This is a genomic window from Brevibacterium sp. CBA3109 (genome assembly GCF_040256645.1).
GTDB classification, from domain to species: Bacteria; Actinomycetota; Actinomycetes; order Actinomycetales; family Brevibacteriaceae; genus Brevibacterium; species Brevibacterium koreense.
In genome coordinates this window covers 911,673-932,156 of sequence record NZ_CP158281.1, presented here as the reverse complement: position 1 = coordinate 932,156, position 20,484 = coordinate 911,673, and the positions used below count along the sequence as shown (strand labels likewise).

The window sequence follows — 20,484 nt, the reverse complement described above, 5'->3', positions numbered from 1 at the left end:
GTGGTCGCCGACGCCCGGAACCATTGGCGAACTCTTCGCACCGGGTCCCGGTCTCAGGCTGATGTACAGTGGGTGCCACGACAGGGGAGCGCCGACTAAGGCGCTGAGAGTGCAGATGAAGCTGCAGACCCTCGAACCTGATGTGGTTAGCACCGCCGAAGGAAGTCGAGACTCTTCTACCCCTCCTTGATCTGAGGAGGCACAATGCCAAAAACGACCGCGCCGGATACCACCACCGGATTCAAGCCGAAGTATTCCCACGTCCCCGTGACGAAGCAGTGGAGGGTCGTCGACTACGTCGTCACCGCCGTGCTCGGAATCTCCGTCGGACTCATCTTCTGGGTGCTGGCCCTGAGCTGGAAGGTTCTCGAACTCGGGTTCCAAGCCTTCCCCCCATCGATCGGCCTCATTGCCGGCCTGTGGGTCCTCGCGGGACCATTGGCTGCGATCATCATCCGCAAACCCGGTGCCGCACTGCTATGCGAGATGATCGCCGCCATCGTCGAGGCCGTCCTCGGCTCGCACTTCGGCGCCACAGTTCTGCTCTCCGGGTTCATCCAGGGTCTCGGTGCCGAACTCATCTTCGCCGCCTTCGGCTATCGAAAATTCAGTCTGTGGGTCACGAGCCTGTCCGGACTGCTGGCTGCGACATTCATGTCCGTGAGCGAGAACATCATGTACAACGCCGAATGGCAGCTGGGCTTCCAAGCCGCCTATGCGGTGTGCGCCATCATCTCCGGCATCGTCATCTCCGGCATCGGAGCCTGGTTCGCCTACCGTGCGATCGCGAAGACCGGTGCGCTGAGCTCCTTCGCCTCTGGCCGCATGCGCTGATGGCTCTGCCGATCACCGCCCGCGGGTTCTCATGGCAACATGCCGATCGTGATGAACCTGCCGTCGGTCCCATCAACCTGCACATCGCCGCAGGTGAGAAGGTCCTCCTGCTCGGCCCGTCCGGGGCAGGCAAGTCCACCCTGCTCCACGCCATCGCCGGTGTCGTGCCTTCCGAGTCCGGTACGGCGACCGGTGAGCTCCTCATCGGCGACTGTCCACCCGACCCTCGCCGAGGTGAGATCGGGCTGGTCCTGCAGGATCCCGATTCGCAGGTGATCTTCTCCCGCGTCGGCGACGATGTCGCCTTCGGCATGGAGAACCTGGGTCTGCCCGCCGAGGAGATCGAGGCCCGGATCGCCTCATCGCTGGCGAGGATGGGCCTCGCCCTCCCCCAGTCACATCCCACTGCGGCACTGTCTGGCGGCCAGAAGCAGCGTCTGGCCCTCGCCGGCATCCACGCGATGAGACCTGAGATCATCGTCCTCGACGAACCGACGGCAAACATCGACCCCGACTCTGCCGGGGCCGTTCGCGATGCCATCCTCGAGACCCAGGCGGCAACCTCGGCGACGATGGTCATCGTCGAACATCGAGTCGGCCTGTGGCTCGATCACGTGGACACCGTCGTTGTGCTCGGCCGCCAGGGGCTCATCACCCAGGGCTCGCCGAGGCGGGTCTTCGGTGATCCGCAGATCGCCGGGGAGCTCCGCGACTGCGGCATCTGGGTCCCAGAAGACCCGGAGGCTGCGGCGAATCGTGAGCCGATGGCTGGGAATCGGGCCACACGAGCCACTCCGAATCCGGCTCCAGGCTCCACCGGAGAGGTGCTGCTGAGCACGCATCGCCTCGGCGTCGCTCGTCCACGGGCGAAGGTCGTGGCGGCGACGGACATCGACCTCGATGTCCGCGCCGGTGAGGCCCTGGGCATCATCGGGGCCAACGGGGCGGGAAAGTCGACGACGGCGCTGACGCTTGCCGGTTTGATCTCCGAATTCGACGGTGAGGTCAATGCCTTCGGGTCCCTGCGATCGGGGGCGAAGCAGGCTCGACCATTCCGCTGGCCCTCGGCATTTCTGGCCCCGCGGATCGGGATGGTGTTCCAGGAGCCGGAGCATCAGTTCCTGGCCTCGAGTGTCACCGAGGAACTGGCCCTGGGGCCGCGACTGGCCGGATGGTCGAGTTCCGATGTCGACGAGCGTGTCGAAGAGCTGCTGCATGTACTGGGTCTGGAGACGATAGCCGAGGCACATCCGCAGGGTCTGTCCGGCGGTGAGAAGCGCAGGCTCTCGGTCGCTGCGATGATGGCCCCGCGGCCCAGGGTCCTCATCGTTGACGAACCGACGTTCGGGCAGGACGCCCTGACGTGGGCGGGGCTAGTCGAGCTGTTCATCGATGTGCTTGCCCGCGGCAGTTCCGTCGTGGCTGTCAGCCACGATCATTCATTCCTCGATGCGATCGGCGCCAGGCGGATAGAACTGGGGCAACCAGCTGCCAACGCCTCGCCCGCAACTCTTTCCGAGACCGCCTCCGATCGGCTGCCAAGGAGTGAACGAGTTGAGTGATCTGAGGAATGCTCCCGCGAAGGTGGAGGTTCAGGATCCCGGTCAGCTCATTCCTGTGGTTCGCTCCACTCCCTTGGGCAGGTGCAATCCGCTGACGAAGATCGCTGTGGCGCTCATCCTCATGGTCGGTGCCCTGCTGAGCATCGACCTCGTCTCGGCCGGTGTGGTCCTCGGGTTCACCCTGATCGGCCTGCCAGCCACTGGGCTCGACATGATCGCCGCACTCAAACGGCTGTGGTTTCTGCCGCTGGGAGCATTGTTGGCAGCCTGGGGCACAGCGATCTTGGCGGAGAAGTCCGGTGCCGTGCTCGTCGATCTCGGCCCGATTCTGATGACAGCGGGATCCCTTGATGCCGCGGCAGCGATCTTCGTCCGGGCTCTGGCGCTGGCGATTCCGCTGATCGTGCTCGCATCGACGATCGATCCCAGGGACCTCTCTGATGCGCTGATCCAACATCTGCGCCTGCCCGAGGTCGTTGTCGTCTCGGTTCTAGCCGCCAGTCGGCTCTTGGGCCTGCTTGTCATCGAGTGGCAGACGCTGTCGATGGCCAGGCGGGCCAGAGGTGTTGCCGGGGGTTCGGTCGTGCGGCGGACGAGAAGCCTCTTCGCCGGCATCTTCGTGCTGCTGGTGCAGTCGATTCGACGAGGTACGACCTTGGCGATGGCGATGGAGGGCCGCGCGTTCGGCAGGCCCGGGCGGACCTGGCGCAGGCAGTCGGTCTTCGGCGCCGGGGATGGGGTGGCCGTGGCGGTGTCCCTCGGAGTCTGTGTGCTCGCGATCGTGGCCGCACATGCGCTGGGGACGTGGAATCCGATCATCGGCGGCTGAGTCCCTGGGATGGCAGGCCCAGGGCAGCTGCGAACCCGTCACAGTTGACTGAGGAGTTCCTTCAGGTGAGTGCGCCGATCTTCGAGCGCCTCGGCGCTGGGCAGTTCGGAGATGGTGAGCACGAGACGCGTCCTGCCCTCGGACTTGGGTTCGGCGGCCGCTTCGAATCGGGTTCCGTCTTCAAGGTTCGCCCGCCAGAATGAGCGCTTGTCCGTCTTCGATGTGCGAGGCTCACCGTCGATGGCCACACCAGCCAGCGGACCTTGGTCGACGAGGAACGCAAACCGGGTGATGACGTCGTCACGGTCGCCGGTCACGGTGCGAGAGACCGCGACATCGAAGGTGCCGTCGGCGCGCTGGCCGGGCACACGTCGGCCGATCTCCTGCTCGTAGGCGACGACCGCGCCTTGGACCCACCAGCCATGTTTCTCAACGACGCCGTCGAACTGCGGATAGAGGGCATCAGCGAGTTCCTTATGACTCGCCGATGACCCCCCAGCCACCTCGAGGCGAGCTCGGGTTGTCGCCCAGGGTTCTCCGAGGGCGTTCTCGATCGCCTGCACATTGACTGCCTTGGTCGTCATGGGAGAAGTATAGGCAATCGAGTCGTCAATGACTATGGTTCAGCCGACGACCATAGCTCAGTCGACTTTGAGTTCGCCCATCTCGTCCCAGCCCTCGCCGTCGATCTTGCGGGAGATGATCTTCGGTGTCGATGCCAGGTGCGGGCGCATGGCCTCGAGCCCAGCGGCGAAATGGTCGCTCTTGACGTGGGGTTCGGCACCTTCGTCGGTGAATGCCTCGATGAGGACGAACTCATTGTCCTTGTCCAGGCTCTTCGACCATTCGAACCAGAGGTTGCCCGGCTCGGCGCGGACCGCCTCGGTGAAGGTGCGCACCGCCTCGGGGAAAGCCTCGACGCTCTCGGGCTTCACGTCGTACTTCACAACGATGAAAATCATGCTGACCGCTCCTGTTCGTATGAGAAAACCGTCGGACCGTATCGAGTCGACGCAACCAGCCAATCATGTTTCGGCTGACGCTCCAAGAGCCACGTCAGTGCGCCCCGAGCCGGTGCACGTCGGCATCACGTTCGCGGTTCGTCTGCGCTGACTGCCTCAATGATCATCAGCGGTTCGTCCGCGGATCCTGTGAACGGAATACGGTCCCAGTTCCGCCAGACGTCGCTCACTCTCAGACCAGCGGCACCCAGATCGTCACGCAGAGTGGCGAAGGTCCTGAACTGCAGTCGCTGACTGACGTCGACCACCTCGTCGGCATCGAGAAATTCGTAGACGCTGTCCATGGTGATGATGCCCAGCTCGTCCGGCGCCGAGGTAGTCGTTGCTTCGCGCAGGCGCCCCACTGCGGTGTCCCGTGTCTGGGCAGGTGTGTTCCACTTCTGCCAGGCCTGAGCCAGAGGATTGCGAGCCTCGAAAGCCAGCACACCGTTTTCGCGCAGCCCTCGGCTGATGTCGCGCAGAGTCGCAGTCCAAGCATCGCCGAGGATGTGCATCGCGACATTGCCGCTCATCACAATGAGGTCGCTGGAGTCGGTTTCGATCAGTTCAGATGTACCGCGACGCCATTCGACCTTGTCGCCTTCGGGCCGTGCTGCGGCGCGCTCAAGCATGGCCGCGGAAGGGTCGATGCCGACGACGATGCGCCCCGGTCCGGCCATCGTCGCGGTGAGGATTCCCGTGCCGCATCCCAGATCTGCGATCTGAGTCGCCGACAGTTTCCGTGCACGTGCACGAAAGTAGTCGTGATCTGGCCCATCCGGGTTGTCATCGTCGTAGATGGCGGCGAGGAGTTCCTCCTCGTAGGCGCGATTGCTCATCTCGGAGTCCTCGTTCACGCACGTTCGGCGATGAGGACGAGGAAGTTGCTGTCGGGCTCGTAGGGGTGGATCTCCCAGGTCGAGAGTTTGAGGTTGACGAGCATTCCGGTCGACGTCACATCGTCGATGAAGTCAGCGAAATCATAGCCTCGTCCGGCCCCGAAGCCGGCGACGAAGCGTCCTCCGGACTTCAGCGTCGATTTGATGTTGGATAGGGTCTGCCGCCGTGAGGCGGGGTCGAGGAAGGAGAGGACGTTGCCCGCGCAGAAGGCCACATCGATGTCGTTGATGCCAGCTGCTGAGAAGTCGAATTCGGCGAGATCGCCCGTGTGCCATTCACCGCTCGGGAAGTCCTCCTCGGCGACGGCAATGAGGAACTCGTCGAGGTCGACGCCGTAGACAGTGTGTCCTTCGCTGATGAGCAGACCACCGGCACGACCTGTGCCGCAGCCGGCGTCGAGGATGCGTGCTCCGCGCGGGGCCATCGCGTTGACGAATCGCGCCTCTCCCCCGATATCGTGCCCTGCGGCGGTGAGCTTCCGCCACCTGTCCGCGTAATTCGCAGAGTGATCGGGGTTGGTCTCACGGATGCGGTTCCACTGATGATCGAAGTTCATGGCCCCATCCTAGGGCGAAAGCTGTCGGCGAAGACGTCGGTGACCACCTCGGCGACGGCCCCGACCGGGTCTGCCGGGTCCGGGGAAGTCAGGACGATGATCGCTCTGCCGCCTGCCTCGTCGATCGGATGCAGGTCGACTTCGGGTCCGCCCAGGGACATCATGATCGGCGTGGCCAGGGTCAGTCCGAGCCCCGTGCCTGCCAGGGCGAGCGCGACGGCGGTGTCGGTGACGATGTGGGTCTCCTTCGCAGCGATCCCCATCGCCGAGGTGGCAAGGCGCATCGCTCGGCCGAAGAGCTCCTCGGCCGGCGGCAGGATCCAATCGGCCTCGGACAGGTCCGTCTGTGTAGGTCGCGGGGCGCCTGCGGGCACCACGATGCCGAAGGCCTCTCTGGCCACGGTCGTCCAGCTCAGACCCCGCATAGGCGGCAGAGGCACGGCCGGATAGTTGATGCCGATACCCAAGTCGATCGCTCCGTCGATCACGGCCGCCGACATCGTCTCGACGTTGATCTCACGGGCTCGGACTTCGATGTGCGGATGCCGCTGACCCAGGAGCCTCACGATGGAGGGCAATGCCTTAGTCGATGCCGAACCGAAGACGCCGAGGGTGACGATGGCTTCGCTGCGGAAGTCTCTGCCCAGCATCGCCATCTCTGCCTGCTTCTGAGCAGCGAGGATGCTTCGGGCACGCGGGAGCAGCGTTCGGCCGGCCTCGGCGAGGACCATTCCCCTGCCTCGGCGCAGAAAGAGCTCGGAGCCGACGGCGCGGCGCAGGGCGCTCATGTGCTGGGAGACAGCGCCGATGCTGTAGCCCAGCTGTTCCGCGGCTCTGGTCATCGACCCCAGTTCGGCCACGGTGACGAAGGTGCGCAGCTGTCCGAGAGTCCATGCCATGGCTACAGCCTAGCTCTTTTCACGTTTCCTAAAAACAGTTTTCATGAACTCGCTCTTGCCCTTAAACGTGACTGGAACCACAATGGGCAGTGAGCCGCAATTCGCCGACATCGACGTCGGCACTCCCCGTTGCTGCGACGACCCAGGACGGACGTTCGCAGCAGAAGACAGTGAGGTGGAAGTTGGAGAGCACATCACCGACAGGCACGGCCCCGACGAGCGCCGAGGTCGTCATCATCGGCGCCGGAGTCATGGGAGCATCCATTGCCTATCACCTGGCCAAGCATGGCGTGGAAGACATCGTTCTCGTCGAACGGGACGTCCCCGGTTCGGGTTCGACGTCGAAGGCCGCCGGTGGGGTGCGTTGCCAGTTCTCCGATGAGGTCAACATCGCCCTGTCCACGCGCAGCCTCGAGGTCCTGCGCAACTTCGAGGCCGAGTTCGGCGTCGACATCGATCTGGTCAGCAATGGGTACCTGTTCCTCCTCGATTCCGCCGAGACGGCCGACACCTTCGCTGTCAATGTCGAACTCCAGCAGCGGATGGGTCTGGATTCCCGGATGCTCACCGTCGCCGAGGTGGCTGAGCTGGCCCCGTATATCAACACCGAGGGTCTCGTGGCGGGGGCGTTCAATCCCACTGATGGGCACTGCACCCCCGAGGCCGTGGTGTCCGGGTACATCAGCGCCGCACGAGAACTCGGAGTCACGGTGGTCAAGAACTGCGAGGTGACCGGGTTCGAGTCGACTGCGGGTGAGGACCCGAGCGGCAGCACCCGTACGGTGCAGTCTGTGCTCACGACGAAGGGCAGAATCGAGTGTGTGCAGGTTGTCTGTGCCGCCGGTGCCTGGTCCGGGCTCATCGGCGAGGCTGCCGGTGTTGACCTGCCGGTGAAGCCCCTGCGACGGGAGATCATGGTCAGCGAGCCCGTGGATGAAGCGGAACTGGGCATCGACCTGTCGCGGATGCCGTTCACCATCGACTTCTCCACGAGCTTCTACGTCCATCCGGAGGGTCCGGGCCTGCTCTTCGGATGCCCCGACGAGACGGATGTCTGGGATTTCGACGACAAGCGCAATCCGGACTGGCTGCCCACTCTGGCCGAACTCATCGAATCACGGGCTCCGGGCTTGGGCGAGGTCGAGGTCAAGCGCGGCTGGGCGGGACTCTACGAGATGACGCCCGATCACAATGCACTCATCGGCGAGGCCGAAGAACTCTCCGGATTCTTCTACGCCTGCGGGTTCTCCGGACATGGATTCCTCATGGGACCGGCAGTCGGGGAGGTCGTCGCCGACCTCATGACCGGTCGCGAACCGTTCGTCGACGTCTCCGGCCTGGACAAACGACGCTTCGCCACCTCGGGACTGCGCAAGGAGCTCAACATCGTGTGACCTGCCACCCACCACCCCAACCCACACAAGCACCAGCGAAAGGACAGCAATGACTGCATTGCCCACTGACCAGACGATCACCGACCTCCTCACCTCCGGGCTCACCGCCTGCGGAGTCGAGGCCTCCGTGCTGACAGCAGGGTCCGGTGCCCCCGCGAACCTTCCTGCCCGCTCCCCCATCACCGGTCAGAGCCTGGGCACGCTGGCCGCGGACACCAAGGAGTCTGCTGCCGACAAGATCGTCGCAGCCTCCGAGGCGTTCGCCACGTGGCGTGACGTCCCAGCACCCGTGCGTGGTCAGCTGGTGCAGCGCTGGGGGCAGCTGTTGGGTGAGCACAAGGAGGATCTTGCGAAGATCATCACGGTCGAGGCGGGCAAGACCCCGTCCGAAGCCGCCGGTGAGGTGCAGGAGATGATCGATATCTGCGAATTCGCGCTCGGTCAGTCCCGGCAGCTGTGGGGCAAGACGATGCCCAGCGAACGCCCCGGACACAGGCTCATGGAGACCTGGCATCCGCTCGGAGTCGTCGGCGTCATCTCCGCCTTCAACTTCCCTGTGGCCGTCTACTCCTGGAACACCGCACTGGCACTGGTCGCCGGGGACGCTGTGGTGTGGAAGCCCTCGGAGAACGCCGTGCTCGCCGCCCTGGGGGCCCAGTCACTGCTGGCCCGTGCCGCCGCCGAGGTGGGGGCTCCGGAGAGGCTCGTTCCTGTCCTAGTCGGCGGTCGGGACATCGGTGATGCCATGGTTCGCGATGAGCGTGTGGCCCTCGTCTCGGCCACGGGCTCGGTGCGCATGGGCCGAGAGGTCGGACCGGTCGTGGCCGAGCGCTTCGGTCGGGTCCTCCTGGAACTCGGCGGCAACAATGGTGCGATCGTGGCCCCGAGTGCGGACATCGATCTGGCGCTGCGCGGTGTCGTCTTCGCCGCTGCGGGAACCGCGGGGCAGCGGTGCACCACTCTGCGCCGCCTCATCGTCCACGAATCGATTGCCGATGACCTCGTGGAGAAGATCGTCGCCGCTTATAAGACCTTGAGCATCGGCTCCCCCACCGAGGACGGCGTGCTCGTCGGGCCGCTCATCAACAAGGGATCGTTCGAGGCGATGCAGTCTGCACTCAAGCAAGCCGAGTCCGAAGGCGGCACGGTCCTCTGCGGTGGCAGGCGGGTTCTCGACGACGAGCGGCCCGAAGCCCACTATGTCGAGCCCGCGGTCGTGCGGATGCCCAGCCAGACCTCGGTGATGGAGTCCGAGACCTTCGCCCCGATCCTCTATGTCGTCACCTATTCGGATCTCGATGAGGCGCTCGACATCCACAATGGCGTGCCGCAGGGGCTGTCCTCTGCGATCTTCACCTCCGAGCTGGCCGAGTCGGAGAAGTTCCTGTCGCGTTCGGACTGCGGCATCGCCAACGTCAACATCGGCACCTCCGGTGCGGAGATCGGCGGCGCCTTCGGCGGTGAGAAGGAGACCGGTGGCGGGCGTGAGTCGGGCACCGATTCCTGGAAGGCCTACATGCGCCAGGCCACGAACACGGTCAACTATTCGGGTGAGCTACCGCTGGCTCAGGGAGTCGAGTTCCTCTGAGAGCCACGAATCAACGAGGCTGTTCTGGTTCCTGACCTGATTCGCGGGGATTCGGGCGTCGGTGCCGGCGCCGGTTTTCTGTGCTTGAGAAGCAGGGAAACGATTCCTACCAGCACGGCGAGCGGGAAGACGATGAGTTCCAAGATCCACGTCGCACCACCGTCATTGACCGACTCGATGCCCGACGTCGCCGAAAGCCCAAAGGCAATGCCCCCTGATGACTGTCAAAACGATGTCCCTCATGATGTGAAACCGATCTGCCAACAAAAGTCCTTACAATCACATTCGCGCACAACTGTCTGCTTGATCACGGACAGGCAGGGCGACCGCGACGGAAGAGACGCAAACGACTAAAGTTGAGGTTGAGCCCGTGAAGACTGAAGGAGAACACCCGTGATTGAGCTGAAGACACCCGCCGAGATCGACAAGATGGCGGTCACCGGCCGATTCGTCGCGAAGACATTGGCCGAGCTGTCTTCGCTCGCGGAACCAGGCATGAACATCATGCATCTGGAAAAGCGGGCGCGGAAGCTCATCGAGGAGGCCGGGGCCGTCTCCTGCTATTGGGACTACGCTCCATCGTTTGGCGAAGGCCCTTTCAGAAATGTCATCTGCCTCTCAGTCAACGACGGAGTCCTCCACGGCAAACCCCATGACTACGTAATGAGGAACGGCGACCTGCTCACCCTGGACTTCGCCGTGTCCATCGATGGCTGGGTCGCCGATGCCGCACGCTCCGTCGTCGTCGGTGACGGCAGCGACGAGGACCAGCGCCTCATCGACTCCACCTGGGCAGGGCTGGAAGCCGGCATTTCGGCAGCGCAGCCGGGCAACCGCCTCGGCGATATCTCGAAGGCCATCGGCGATGTTGCCGATGAGCAGCGGATTCCGGTGAACCTCGACTTCGGCGGCCACGGGCTCGGCCATACGATGCACGAAGATCCACATGTCGCCAACCGGGGCAAGGGCGGACGCGGCCTGGTACTCAAACCAGGCCTGACACTGGCGATCGAGCCATGGTGGTCGTTCACCTCGAAGAAGCTGGCCGTCGACAAGGACGGCTGGACCCTGCGCCTGGCAGACGGATCGAACGGCGCGCATTCGGAGAACACGATCGCCATCACCGAGGACGGCCCGCGAGTTCTCACCACCCTGGACTGAGATCGCCAGCGCTCGCCCACTGTACGTGCGGCTGTGTCAGTGGGACGTGCCAGACTTGTCGTATGTCTTTCACCTGCACCGAATGTGGCTATTCGACCGTCAAATGGCTGGGTCGCTGCCCTGAATGCCAAGCCTGGGGCACACTCGAGGAGAAGGGCGCGGGGAAGACCTCGGTCAAGACGAAGGTCAAGAAGTCCACCGGGGCGAAATCGATCAACCAGATCGATTCCACCCTGGCCCAGGCGAGAACCACGTATGTCAGCGAATTCGACCGCGTCCTCGGCGGTGGCATCGTCCCCGGTGCTGTCGTTCTCCTGTCTGGTGAACCGGGCGTAGGAAAATCGACTCTTCTGCTCGACGTCGCTTCACGCCTTGCCAAATTCGGCTCCAAGGTCCTCTACGTCACCGGTGAGGAATCCGCCGGACAAGTCCGGCTGCGGGCCGAGCGCATCAACGCGCTCGAGGACTCTCTGCTGTTGGCGGCGGAGACCGACCTCGGCGCTGTCCTGGGAATGATCGAGGCTGAAGAGCCCGACATGCTCATCGTCGATTCCATCCAGACACTCGCCTCATCCGAGATCGACGGTGTGCCGGGAGGAGTCACTCAGGTCCGAGAGGTGGCTGCTGCCCTCATTCGGGAGGCGAAGTCTAGGTCGCTGCCAACAGTGCTCGTTGGCCACATTACGAAGGACGGCACGATCGCCGGACCCCGGCTTCTCGAGCACCTCGTCGATGTGGTGTGCAACTTCGAAGGGGAACGCCACTCCCGACTGCGTCTGCTGCGCGCTGTGAAGAACCGGTTCGGGCCGACCGACGATGTCGGCTGCTTCGACATGGAGGAAAACGGCATCAAGAGCCTCGAGGATCCCTCTGGCCTCTTCCTCTCCCGCAGCGGCAGCAATCCCCCAGGCACCTGTCTGACAGTGACGCAGGAGGGCAAACGTCCGCTCCTCGTCGAAGTTCAATCGCTCATCACCGAATCCGCGGGCGGGCAGTCTCGCAGGTCCGTCTCCGGTGTGGACTCCTCACGAGTGGCCATGATGCTCGCCGTGCTCAGTCAGAAAATCGGGACTATCAGTTTGGCCAAGTCCGATGTCTTCACCGCCACGGTCGGAGGCGCAAAGCTCAGTGAACCGGCCAGCGACCTCGCGATCTGCCTCTCGCTGGCGTCGGCCGCGATCGGTAAGTCCATGGCCGCAAAATTTGTTGCGATCGGTGAGATCAGCCTCTCGGGAGAGATCCGCAATGTCCCTAACCTGGGCCAGCGGCTCAATGAGGCCTCCCGCCTCGGCATCACCCATGCGATCGTCGCTCACGGCGCATTGCGAAACGTCTCGACTCCCCAGGGAATGCGCGTCAAGGAATGTGAGCACGTCTCCGAAGCCGTTGAGCTGCTGCTGGGAGGCAAATGAGCTAGACATCGCACGGAGATCACAGTTGTGTGAAAGTTCGGGACATCTGCACATAAATAGCGCATCCTGGAAGTATGACCACGACAGTTTTTCCGGCAATGAGAACCACGGACGCGGCCGCCACGACCGCTCTGTTGGCAGCACTCGGTTTCACTGAGCGGCTCACAGTCAGGGACGAGGCCGATCCCGAGCTCATCGTCCATGCCGAATACGCACTCGGTGATACGGGTGGAATCATGTTCGGCTCCGTCCGCAACGACGGGTCAGCACTCGACAGCGTCGGCGGCAACTCTCTCTACATCGTCGTCGACACGGAACGAGAAGTCGACCGGCTCTACGAGGAGATCACGGACATGGGCCATGCGATCGTCAAGCCGGTGGCAACACAGCCCCATGGCGGCCGAGAGTTCGACTTCCGCGACCACGATGGCAACTCCTGGGGCGTGGGCTCCTACCGCGGAGCCTGAGCCCGCAGCCGCCCCACCGACGCGAACTGCTCAGCCGTCCGCGGAACCTGAACCGTCGGAATTCTCGTCCGACTTCTTCTCGTCAGGCTTCTTCTCGTCAGGTTCCTCGGACTTCTTCTCCTCAGCCTTCTTCTCCTCGGCTTCTCTCTTCTCTTTGGCCTTGGTGGCTGCGTCCTTCTCCAGTTCGAACTTCGCCGGCTTGCTCTTCTTCTCACCAAGCTTGACGACCAGTTCGTACTCCCCCGGACCGAAATCCTTGTTCGTTCGGTTGCAGTTCTTGTCCACCTGGACCCGGTTCCATTCAAGCTGGGCAGTCTTCTCCGACTCAGGTGCGAACTCGGTCGAGACCTCAGCGTTCTCGTCTTCACCTGCAGCGCAGAACTTCGAGGACCAGACCACGTCACCGTTCTTCTGAACGAGGTACTCCTGTTCCTTGGTGCCGACCTCGATCAGGCAGGTGGCCGTGTGATTGTTCTCAATCACCATCTCGAACTTGGGCTTCGCGTCCTCGTCAAAGCTCTTCTCGTCGACACCGGCTTTGAGTCCGACCTGGTCCTCCGGGCATTTTCCGCTCGCGGCCTTCTCATCCGGCACCGGCGCTTGTGTCGTCGGACTCGCCGACGGCGTGTCTTCGGCAACAGGTTCTTCCCCGCCGCCTCCGCCCAGTCCCCTGACTATTCCGACGGCTCCAAGCACCACCAGGGCGACCACCACGAGGCTGGCAAACAACAACATGTAGCGCCGCCGACGGTACACGCGCGCTGGCAGCTTCCCGCTAGACTGGCGGGGCTGCCTGGCGCCGTTCTTCGGCTGCGAACCACGATTGGAAGGAGTCATCGCTTTGAGCCTAAGCCGAAGCGTTTGAGCATCCAAATGACACACCGAGCCACCGCCGAATCGAGATCTTCGCGTCCCGATTCCCCATTCCCCACAGTTGCAGACACGGATATTCACCGCGTTCGCCAGACGATCATCACTTGGTTCGAAACCGCGGCTCGCCCCCTGCCCTGGAGAGATGCCGACACCAGCGCGTGGGCGGTCCTCGTCAGTGAGATCATGTCACAGCAGACTCCCGTCTCCCGGGTCGAACCCCGCTGGCGGGAATGGCTGCAGAAGTGGCCCACACCCGCGGATCTGGCGCAGGCGACCACCGCCGAAGTGCTCCATAGCTGGGACCGTCTCGGCTACCCGCGAAGGGCTCTGCGGCTGCAGGAAGCCGCGCGGGTGATCGCCGAGGAACTCGACGGAAGCGTGCCCCAGACCGCACAGGAACTCGAACGTCTCCCCGGCATCGGTGCGTATACCGCAGCCGCTGTGGCCTCCTTCGCCCACGGTGAACGCACCACCGTGCTCGACACAAATGTGCGACGTGTTCTCATCCGGCTCTTTGCGGGACGTGATCGCCCTTCAGCCTCACCGGGCCGTGCAGAGACCGAGTGGGCAGGCCAGTTCGTACCCGAGACGGACCATGAGAAGTGGAACGCCGGGGTCATGGAATTCGGCGCACTCGTGTGCACGGCCAGGAATCCCGGGTGCCAGACCTGCCCGCTCAATGACATCTGCGCCTGGCAGAAGGCGGGAAGACCTGCCTCGGCGGAGAAACCGAAGACACAGAAGTGGGCAGGCACGGACCGTCAGCTGCGCGGCGCCATCATGGACGTGCTCAAGTCTGCGCATGCGGAGGCAGCAAGCGACTTCCCGGATTCTGTGACCCTCGACCTCTTCACAGCGTCGACCACGACGATCGATTCGGATCTCTTAGACACCCTCGGCCATGCGACTTCCGAATCACTGACAAAGATGCGCGACCTCACCGCGGATACAGATCGGATCCTGCGCATCATCGACGGGCTCGTCGTTGATGGACTCGCAGCGCAGCACGAGGAACGCCTCACCCTCCCTCAGTGAAGCTCACAGGTACTTGATCATCCGAGCATTGCCCAACGTATTGGGTTTGACTCGGGCCAGGTCCAGGAACTCGGCCACGCCTTCGTCGGCGGAGTGCAGAAGCTCGACGTAGACCTCTGGGGAGACTGGGATGCCCTTGATCGGCTCGAATCCGAGCGAACCGAAGAACCCGGTCTCGAAGGTCAGGCAGAAGACCCTGTCGACACCGATTGCCACAGCGTCTGAGAGGAGCTGCCGGATGAGCGCCTTACCCACTCCGCGCCCCCGATAGGCCGGCGAGGTGGCAACCGTGCGCGTTTCCGCAAGGTCGGCCCAGATGATGTGCAACGCCGCGCATCCGGCAAGAATCTCGGTTCCGTCCGGCTGCGGGTCCACAACCAGCCAGAATTCCTGCAGGGTCTCAAAGTAGGTGACGGTGTCCTTGGCCAGCAGGATGCGCTCTTCGGCCAGCGGCGCGACCAACGCCTCAATCCCCTTGACGTCGCTCGTCCGAGCCCTGCGCAGGAAGAGGCCACCGGGAAGGGAATGGTTGAAGTGGTGGTCTGCGGAGACCTGATCATGGTCGAAGTCGATTGGGGCTGAGCTCATATCTTCATTCAACACCATCGGAAGCGAGCATGAAAAAGCCCGGGGACTCAGCCGATGCTGTGTCCCCGGGCGCTTTCAGCGCTCTAGGAGGAGATCAGGAAGCAGAGCTTCCAGAACCGCTGCCGCCGGACGAACCGGCTCCAGCGAGTTCTCCACCGGAACCGGAATCATCCGGACCGCTGGCGGCAATGCTCTCGGTCTCCACGCCCTCGAACGTGAATTCCATTTCCTTGCCTTCTCCCTTGACGTCGACCCTGATGGTCTGACCGCTTCCGATCTCCTTGAACAGGATCTTCTCGGACAGGTGGTCTTCGATCTCGAGCTGAATCGTGCGACGCAGCGGACGAGCACCCAAGACCGGATCGTAGCCACGATCGGCGAGGAGGCTCTTGGCCGCATCGCTGACTTCGACCTTCATGCCCTGATCGGCCAGACGTGCGTCCAGACGTGCCAGGAACTGATCGACGATCTGCAGAATCTCTTCCTTGTTCAGCTGAGGGAAGACAATCGTGTCATCGACACGGTTGAGGAACTCGGGCCGGAAGTGCTGCTTGAGCTCCTCGTTGACCTTCTGCTTCATACGCTCGTAGTTGTTGTTGGTACTGCCCTCAACTTGGAAGCCCAGCTGCAGACCACTCGAGATGTCTCGTGTACCCAGGTTGGTGGTCATGATGATGATCGTGTTCTTAAAGTCCACCTCACGACCCTGCGAGTCAGTCAGACGACCATCCTCGAGGATCTGCAACAGTGAGTTGAAGATATCCGAGTGAGCCTTCTCCACCTCGTCGAAGAGGACCACTGAGAACGGTTTGCGACGGACCTTCTCCGTCAGCTGACCGCCCTCTTCGTAGCCCACATAGCCGGGAGGCGAACCGAACAGTCGCGACACGGTGTGCTTCTCCGAGTACTCCGACATGTCCAGGCTGATGAGCGAATCCTCATCACCGAACAGGAACTCCGACAGAGCCTTCGCCAACTCGGTCTTGCCGACGCCCGTGGGGCCAGCGAAGATGAATGAGCCGGAGGGCCGCTTCGGATCCTTCAGACCCGCACGGGTCCGGCGGATGGCACGGGAGATCGACTTGACCGCGTCGTCCTGCCCGATGATGCGCTTGTGCAGTTCGTCTTCCATCCGCAGCAGACGCGAGGATTCTTCCTCGGTGAGCTTGAAGATCGGAATACCGGTGGCGGCTGCCAGCACCTCGGCGATCAGGTCCGCGTCAACGACGGCAGAGGTGTCTTTGCCGCTCTTGCGCCAAGCCTCGGTCTGTTCGTCTTTGTCCTGCTGCAGCTTCATCTCGGAGTCACGTTCAGATGCCGCGAGCTCAAAGTCCTGAGCATCGATGGCGGCTTCCTTGCGATGGCGAGCCTCGAGGATCTTCTCCTCCAGGTCACGGATCTCCTGCGGCACCGACAGACGCGAGATGCGCAACTTGGCACCTGCTTCGTCGATGAGGTCGATCGCCTTGTCCGGCAGGTACCTGTCATTGACGTAGCGATCGGACATATTCACGGCAGCCGAGAGTGCGCCTTCCGTGATCGTGACCTTGTGGTGCGCCTCGTACTTGTCGCGCAGCCCCTTGAGGATCTCGATCGAATGCGCCAGCGAAGGTTCGGGAACCTGAATCGGCTGGAACCGACGTTCCAGAGCCGCATCCTTCTCGATGTGCTTGCGGTACTCATCAAGAGTTGTCGCACCGATCGTCTGCAGTTCGCCTCGAGCCAACATGGGCTTGAGGATCGAAGCCGCATCGATGGCGCCTTCAGCAGCACCCGCACCCACCAGGGTGTGAATCTCGTCGATGAAGAGGATGATGTCCCCGCGTGTGCGGATCTCTTTGAGGACCTTCTTCAGGCGTTCCTCGAAGTCACCACGATAGCGGGAGCCGGCCACCAGTGATCCGAGGTCCAGGGTGTAGAGCTGCTTGCCCTCGAGGATCTCCGGAACTTCGCCGTTGACGATCGCCAAGGCGAGTCCTTCGACCACTGCGGTCTTGCCGACGCCGGGTTCACCGATGAGGACAGGGTTGTTCTTGGTCCGACGGGACAGGATCTGCATCACGCGCTGCATCTGCTCGTGCCGGCCGATGACCGGATCGAGATTGCCCTCGCGTGCGGCTGCGGTCAGGTTCGTGCCGAACTGGTCGAGGACCAGCGAGCCGGAGGGGGTTCCCTCCTCTCGTCCGCCCGCGGAGACGGGTTCTTTGCCCTGGTAGCCCGACAGAAGCTTGATGACTTCCTGACGGACTCGTCCCAGGTCGGCGCCCAGCTTGACGAGCACCTGTGCGGCAACGCCTTCACCCTCGCGGATCAGTCCGAGCAGGATGTGCTCGGTTCCGATGTAGCTGTGCCCCAGCTGCAGTGCCTCACGGAGGCTGAGCTCGAGGACCTTTTTCGCACGCGGAGTGAACGGGATGTGCCCGCTCGGTGCCTGCTGTCCCTGTCCGATGATCTCTTGGACTTGGTCGCGCACCTGCTCGAGGGAGATGTCCATTCCCTCAAGTGCTTTGGCTGCCAGGCCCTCACCCTCGTGGATCAGGCCGAGCAGGATGTGCTCGGTTCCGATGTAGTTATGTTTGAGTAGTTTGGCTTCTTCCTGGGCAAGCACTACCACTCGGCGTGCTCGGTCAGTGAACCGCTCGAACATATTCACCCTCCTCGGTCTTGTTATTCTTTAGAGCCTAACGACCATTGGCCACGATCTATTGCACGTTTCGCCATCAGCCGAACCCGTTTGGCTGTGGGCGAAATTCAATGCCCGCCCCTTACACACCCTGATGGCCAGCACTCGGCCGTCCCCGTTCTGCGCCACTAGCTCTGCGGTGACCGTCACTTCAGGCCGCGAACGACAGCGCACTCCACCCCTGCGCCCATTCTGGCTCTGCGCGTCGATGAGGTGGGTCGATTCCGTACTGCCCAACGGGAAAACAAGATGCTCCGCATATTGCAGCGGACGCCTCGTCATACTTTACTGTCCGCGATCAGGTCACACCGTGATCGAAGTCGATTCTCACATTCGACAACTGCAGCGAGCATTCGTTGAATCAAACGTCATTCGCCGCGCAGATATTCCAGTCCTGGTTCCCGATCTCCCACCTGCGAAGCTCATCAACAGAAACACTGAAGGACCAACGGGCGCACCGTTAGTCCTTCAGAAAACAATTATGGAATCGCTCGAAATCAAACGATTCGCTATGCCGCTTCAATAATCGACAGTACCTGGAAGCAGTCGAATCAGCTGTCTGCAGCTTCGTATGCCTGGACGATTTCAAGTGGAATGCGTCCACGATCGCCCAGCTGATATCCGTTTGCCTGTGCCCATTCGCGAATCTTGGCAGTGTCGCGCTTCGGACCCGTAGCGGAGCCGGACCCTGTGCGTCGTCCACGACCGCCCGGGTTCGCTACCCGACGAGCCTTGGCGATGAACGGGGCGAACGTTTCACGGAGCTTTTCGGCATTCTCTGTCGACAGTTCAAGTTCGTAGGTACCTTGGTCGAGGCTGAAGCGAACTGTTTCCGACGCCGCCGAGCCATCGAAATCATCCGTAAGAACGAGTCGCATCTCCCTTGCCATGTTCACTCTTTTCATCATCAGAAGTATTTGTCGAAGTCATCTTAACATCTGATTCATGATTATCGCCTAATTCGCTAACTTCATGCTCTGAATAGAATTTGTCGATCTGCTCGCGTTCTGTCCGATCTGCACGCAGAATGTTTCTCATCACGTACCAGAACAGCAAACCAACACAGATCGACGGTAATAGAGCCTTCATCAGATCCATCATGTGCTCAACCCTCCTCAGCTATTTCCGAATTACCCGAGGCAATTGGCTTCGTAAATGGGAAGAGAATGGTTTCTCGAATTCCCAGGCCGGTCAAAGCCATGAGCAGACGGTCAAGCCCCATCCCCATACCGCCCGTCGGCGGCATTCCGTGTTCCATGGCGGTGAGGAATTCCTCGTCAAGCCCCATTGCTTCTTCATCACCCTTGACCGCGTCAGCCGCCTGAGCCTCGAACCTTTCACGCTGGATGACCGGGTCGACGAGCTCGGAATAGCCTGTGGCCAGTTCGAAGCCGCGAACATAAAGGTCCCACTTCTCCACAACGCCCTTCTTGGTCCGATGTTCACGGACCAGAGGGGAGGTGTCGACGGGGAAATCGGTGACGAACGTCGGCGCCCACAGCTTGTCCTGGTAGAAGTGCTCCCACAGCTCCTCGACATACTTTCCATGTGAGCGGAAGACTCCACCCAGGTCGACATTGTTCTCAGCCGCGATGCCTTCGAGGACGTCGAGCTCGGTTTCCGGGGTGACTTCGACTCCGGATTCCTCGGACAAGGTCTCGTACATGCTGACGACTCGCCAGTCACCACCGAAATCGTAGTCCTCACCGTCCTCCAGCTTCACCACGAGGGATCCGGTGGCGTCCTGTGCCGCATTCTGGACCAGGGTCTTCGTCAGATCAGCGATCGAGTGGTAGTCGCCGTAGGACTGGTAGGCCTCGAGCATCGCGAACTCCGGGGAGTGGGTGGAGTCGGCACCTTCATTGCGAAAGTTGCGGTTGATCTCGAAGACGTTCTCGATGCCGCCGACGATCGCCCGCTTGAGGAAGAGTTCCGGTGCGATGCGCAGGAACATATCGATGTCGTAGGCGTTCATATGTGTTTTGAACGGACGTGCCGCAGCGCCACCGTGCATGGTCTGGAGCATCGGAGTCTCAATCTCGACGAACTCCTGCCCGGCGAACGTCCGGCGCAGGGAGGACATGACCTCCGCTCGGGTCAGCATGGTCTTCCGTGCTTCTTCGCGTGTGATCAGGTCGAGGTAGCGCTGACGCACGCGAGTGTCCTCGGCCAGCTCGGTGTGCAGGCCCGGTAGCGGACGCAGCGCTTTGCTGGCCATCGTCCAAGAATCGGCGAGCACCGAAAGTTCGCCGCGTTTGGACTTGATGACCTTGCCGTGGACGAACAGGAAGTCTCCCAGATCGACGTCGGTCTTGAAGTCGCCGAGGCGCTCTTCCCCCACTTCACGCAGAGACAGCATGCCTTGGAGGCGCGTCCCGTCCCCAGATTGCAGAGTCACGAAGCAGAGTTTGCCCGTGGTCCTGACGAATACGACACGGCCGACGACGCCGACGATGTCCTCGGTCTCATCTCCAGCTTCCAAGCCGTCATGCGCGGCATGAACCTCGGCGAGGGTGTGCGTGCGCGGAATTCCGACCGGATAGGCATCGGTGTCGGAGTCCAAGAGCCGTTGGCGCTTTTCCTTTCGGATCCGGATCTGCTCGGGATCGAGATGCTCGGGTGAAAGGTCTGCGTTTTCGGGCGTGTTCGACTCGGTATCTGCCATACCCTCCAGGCTACCGCGAGCGCGGCCCCGGGGGAAT

At 62.3% G+C, this 20,484-nt stretch carries 21 protein-coding genes and 1 riboswitch; of the genes, 10 read left to right on the top strand and 11 right to left on the bottom strand.

Going from position 1 to position 20,484, the window contains the following annotated elements:
* Window positions 1–72: 72 nt before the first annotated feature.
* Window positions 73–181: riboswitch (TPP riboswitch) on the top strand.
* A gap of 23 nt (window positions 182–204) precedes the next feature.
* Genes AAFP32_RS04225 through AAFP32_RS04215 form a run of 3 tightly spaced genes read left to right on the top strand, consistent with a single transcriptional unit; the run spans window position 205 to window position 3,225 of the window.
* Window positions 205–834 carry an ECF transporter S component gene (locus tag AAFP32_RS04225; RefSeq protein WP_350270775.1) on the top strand — a complete coding sequence of 210 codons (630 nt, stop codon included), beginning with the start codon at window positions 205–207 and terminating at the stop codon, window positions 832–834.
* On the top strand, window positions 834–2,396 hold the full coding sequence (locus AAFP32_RS04220) for an ABC transporter ATP-binding protein (protein WP_350270774.1): 1,563 nt from the start codon (window positions 834–836) through the stop codon (window positions 2,394–2,396). Before AAFP32_RS04225 ends, AAFP32_RS04220 begins: the two co-directional genes overlap by 1 nt.
* Window positions 2,380–3,225, top strand: coding sequence for an energy-coupling factor transporter transmembrane component T family protein (locus AAFP32_RS04215; protein WP_420883384.1), 846 nt, complete (start codon window positions 2,380–2,382; stop codon window positions 3,223–3,225). Before AAFP32_RS04220 ends, AAFP32_RS04215 begins: the two co-directional genes overlap by 17 nt.
* Window positions 3,226–3,263: 38 nt before the next feature.
* On the opposite strand, the gene AAFP32_RS04210 is transcribed toward AAFP32_RS04215, so the two are convergent.
* The 5 genes from AAFP32_RS04210 to AAFP32_RS04190 all read right to left on the bottom strand — a co-directional run bounded on the left by AAFP32_RS04210 (window position 3,264) and on the right by AAFP32_RS04190 (window position 6,581).
* The gene (locus AAFP32_RS04210; RefSeq protein WP_350270772.1) at window positions 3,264–3,809 is read right to left on the bottom strand and encodes a hypothetical protein; all 546 of its coding nucleotides are present in this window, start codon (window positions 3,807–3,809) and stop codon (window positions 3,264–3,266) included.
* A 57-nt stretch (window positions 3,810–3,866) separates the two neighbouring features.
* Window positions 3,867–4,187 carry a putative quinol monooxygenase gene (locus AAFP32_RS04205; protein WP_101619462.1) on the bottom strand — a complete coding sequence of 107 codons (321 nt, stop codon included), beginning with the start codon at window positions 4,185–4,187 and terminating at the stop codon, window positions 3,867–3,869.
* A 125-nt stretch (window positions 4,188–4,312) separates the two neighbouring features.
* Window positions 4,313–5,065: a class I SAM-dependent methyltransferase gene (locus AAFP32_RS04200; RefSeq protein WP_350270771.1), complete on the bottom strand. Its 753-nt coding sequence runs from the start codon at window positions 5,063–5,065 to the stop codon at window positions 4,313–4,315.
* 14 nt (window positions 5,066–5,079) lie between these two features.
* Entirely contained in the window at window positions 5,080–5,682 is a 603-nt protein-coding gene (locus AAFP32_RS04195; RefSeq protein WP_350270770.1) for a class I SAM-dependent methyltransferase, read from the bottom strand.
* Entirely contained in the window at window positions 5,679–6,581 is a 903-nt protein-coding gene (locus AAFP32_RS04190) for a LysR family transcriptional regulator (protein WP_350270769.1), read from the bottom strand. The genes AAFP32_RS04195 and AAFP32_RS04190 overlap by 4 nt, the downstream gene beginning before the upstream one ends.
* Window positions 6,582–6,670: 89 nt before the next feature.
* On the opposite strand from AAFP32_RS04190, the gene AAFP32_RS04185 reads away from it, so the two are divergent.
* The 6 genes from AAFP32_RS04185 (at window position 6,671) to AAFP32_RS04160 (ending at window position 12,603) form a co-directional block, all read left to right on the top strand.
* The gene (locus tag AAFP32_RS04185; protein WP_350270768.1) at window positions 6,671–7,975 is read left to right on the top strand and encodes an FAD-binding oxidoreductase; all 1,305 of its coding nucleotides are present in this window, start codon (window positions 6,671–6,673) and stop codon (window positions 7,973–7,975) included.
* A 49-nt stretch (window positions 7,976–8,024) separates the two neighbouring features.
* On the top strand, window positions 8,025–9,563 hold the full coding sequence (locus AAFP32_RS04180) for an aldehyde dehydrogenase family protein (RefSeq protein ID WP_350270767.1): 1,539 nt from the start codon (window positions 8,025–8,027) through the stop codon (window positions 9,561–9,563).
* A gap of 80 nt (window positions 9,564–9,643) precedes the next feature.
* The gene (locus tag AAFP32_RS04175; protein WP_350270766.1) at window positions 9,644–9,781 is read left to right on the top strand and encodes a hypothetical protein; all 138 of its coding nucleotides are present in this window, start codon (window positions 9,644–9,646) and stop codon (window positions 9,779–9,781) included.
* A 175-nt stretch (window positions 9,782–9,956) separates the two neighbouring features.
* A complete protein-coding gene (gene map, locus AAFP32_RS04170) occupies window positions 9,957–10,724 on the top strand; it encodes a type I methionyl aminopeptidase (protein ID WP_350270765.1) in 768 nt (255 codons plus the stop codon).
* A gap of 62 nt (window positions 10,725–10,786) precedes the next feature.
* On the top strand, window positions 10,787–12,136 hold the full coding sequence (radA, locus tag AAFP32_RS04165; RefSeq protein ID WP_350270764.1) for a DNA repair protein RadA: 1,350 nt from the start codon (window positions 10,787–10,789) through the stop codon (window positions 12,134–12,136).
* 74 nt (window positions 12,137–12,210) lie between these two features.
* Window positions 12,211–12,603 carry a VOC family protein gene (locus AAFP32_RS04160; RefSeq protein ID WP_233430378.1) on the top strand — a complete coding sequence of 131 codons (393 nt, stop codon included), beginning with the start codon at window positions 12,211–12,213 and terminating at the stop codon, window positions 12,601–12,603.
* 30 nt (window positions 12,604–12,633) lie between these two features.
* On the opposite strand, the gene AAFP32_RS04155 is transcribed toward AAFP32_RS04160, so the two are convergent.
* The gene (locus tag AAFP32_RS04155) at window positions 12,634–13,440 is read right to left on the bottom strand and encodes a hypothetical protein (protein WP_350270763.1); all 807 of its coding nucleotides are present in this window, start codon (window positions 13,438–13,440) and stop codon (window positions 12,634–12,636) included.
* A 36-nt stretch (window positions 13,441–13,476) separates the two neighbouring features.
* Here AAFP32_RS04155 and AAFP32_RS04150 point away from each other — a divergent pair, with 36 nt between their 5' ends.
* Window positions 13,477–14,511: an A/G-specific adenine glycosylase gene (locus tag AAFP32_RS04150; RefSeq protein ID WP_350270762.1), complete on the top strand. Its 1,035-nt coding sequence runs from the start codon at window positions 13,477–13,479 to the stop codon at window positions 14,509–14,511.
* Window positions 14,512–14,514: 3 nt separating this feature from the next.
* Here AAFP32_RS04150 and AAFP32_RS04145 read toward each other — a convergent pair whose 3' ends face one another.
* From AAFP32_RS04145 to lysS, 5 genes are all read right to left on the bottom strand, one after another.
* On the bottom strand, window positions 14,515–15,099 hold the full coding sequence (locus AAFP32_RS04145) for an amino-acid N-acetyltransferase (RefSeq protein ID WP_350270761.1): 585 nt from the start codon (window positions 15,097–15,099) through the stop codon (window positions 14,515–14,517).
* Between the two features lie 94 nt (window positions 15,100–15,193).
* Window positions 15,194–17,746, bottom strand: a complete 2,553-nt coding sequence (locus AAFP32_RS04140; RefSeq protein ID WP_350270760.1) for an ATP-dependent Clp protease ATP-binding subunit — start codon at window positions 17,744–17,746, stop codon at window positions 15,194–15,196.
* 587 nt (window positions 17,747–18,333) lie between these two features.
* Window positions 18,334–18,672, bottom strand: coding sequence for an Lsr2 family protein (locus tag AAFP32_RS04135; protein WP_350270759.1), 339 nt, complete (start codon window positions 18,670–18,672; stop codon window positions 18,334–18,336).
* Complete coding sequence (locus AAFP32_RS04130) at window positions 18,638–18,883, bottom strand: hypothetical protein (RefSeq protein ID WP_101619449.1); 246 nt, start codon at window positions 18,881–18,883, stop codon at window positions 18,638–18,640. Before AAFP32_RS04130 ends, AAFP32_RS04135 begins: the two co-directional genes overlap by 35 nt.
* Window positions 18,884–18,887: 4 nt before the next feature.
* Window positions 18,888–20,447 (bottom strand): lysine--tRNA ligase, encoded by a 1,560-nt coding sequence (lysS, locus tag AAFP32_RS04125; RefSeq protein WP_350270758.1) that lies wholly within the window; start codon window positions 20,445–20,447, stop codon window positions 18,888–18,890.
* Window positions 20,448–20,484: the final 37 nt, after the last annotated feature.

What these genes read in the sequence shown, in the direction of transcription:
- AAFP32_RS04225 (WP_350270775.1), top strand. Translation starts at nt 205, where the DNA reads ATGCCAAAAACGACCGCGCCGGATACCACCACCGGATTCAAGCCGAAG.
- AAFP32_RS04220 (WP_350270774.1), top strand. Translation starts at nt 834, where the DNA reads ATGGCTCTGCCGATCACCGCCCGCGGGTTCTCATGGCAACATGCCGAT.
- AAFP32_RS04210 (WP_350270772.1), bottom strand. Translation starts at nt 3,809, where the DNA reads ATGACGACCAAGGCAGTCAATGTGCAGGCGATCGAGAACGCCCTCGGA.
- AAFP32_RS04205 (WP_101619462.1), bottom strand. Translation starts at nt 4,187, where the DNA reads ATGATTTTCATCGTTGTGAAGTACGACGTGAAGCCCGAGAGCGTCGAG.
- AAFP32_RS04200 (WP_350270771.1), bottom strand. Translation starts at nt 5,065, where the DNA reads ATGAGCAATCGCGCCTACGAGGAGGAACTCCTCGCCGCCATCTACGAC.
- AAFP32_RS04195 (WP_350270770.1), bottom strand. Translation starts at nt 5,682, where the DNA reads ATGAACTTCGATCATCAGTGGAACCGCATCCGTGAGACCAACCCCGAT.
- AAFP32_RS04190 (WP_350270769.1), bottom strand. Translation starts at nt 6,581, where the DNA reads ATGGCATGGACTCTCGGACAGCTGCGCACCTTCGTCACCGTGGCCGAA.
- AAFP32_RS04180 (WP_350270767.1), top strand. Translation starts at nt 8,025, where the DNA reads ATGACTGCATTGCCCACTGACCAGACGATCACCGACCTCCTCACCTCC.
- radA (WP_350270764.1), top strand. Translation starts at nt 10,787, where the DNA reads ATGTCTTTCACCTGCACCGAATGTGGCTATTCGACCGTCAAATGGCTG.
- AAFP32_RS04160 (WP_233430378.1), top strand. Translation starts at nt 12,211, where the DNA reads ATGACCACGACAGTTTTTCCGGCAATGAGAACCACGGACGCGGCCGCC.
- AAFP32_RS04155 (WP_350270763.1), bottom strand. Translation starts at nt 13,440, where the DNA reads ATGACTCCTTCCAATCGTGGTTCGCAGCCGAAGAACGGCGCCAGGCAG.
- AAFP32_RS04150 (WP_350270762.1), top strand. Translation starts at nt 13,477, where the DNA reads ATGACACACCGAGCCACCGCCGAATCGAGATCTTCGCGTCCCGATTCC.
- AAFP32_RS04145 (WP_350270761.1), bottom strand. Translation starts at nt 15,099, where the DNA reads ATGAGCTCAGCCCCAATCGACTTCGACCATGATCAGGTCTCCGCAGAC.
- AAFP32_RS04140 (WP_350270760.1), bottom strand. Translation starts at nt 17,746, where the DNA reads ATGTTCGAGCGGTTCACTGACCGAGCACGCCGAGTGGTAGTGCTTGCC.
- AAFP32_RS04135 (WP_350270759.1), bottom strand. Translation starts at nt 18,672, where the DNA reads ATGGCAAGGGAGATGCGACTCGTTCTTACGGATGATTTCGATGGCTCG.
- AAFP32_RS04130 (WP_101619449.1), bottom strand. Translation starts at nt 18,883, where the DNA reads ATGATGGATCTGATGAAGGCTCTATTACCGTCGATCTGTGTTGGTTTG.
- lysS (WP_350270758.1), bottom strand. Translation starts at nt 20,447, where the DNA reads ATGGCAGATACCGAGTCGAACACGCCCGAAAACGCAGACCTTTCACCC.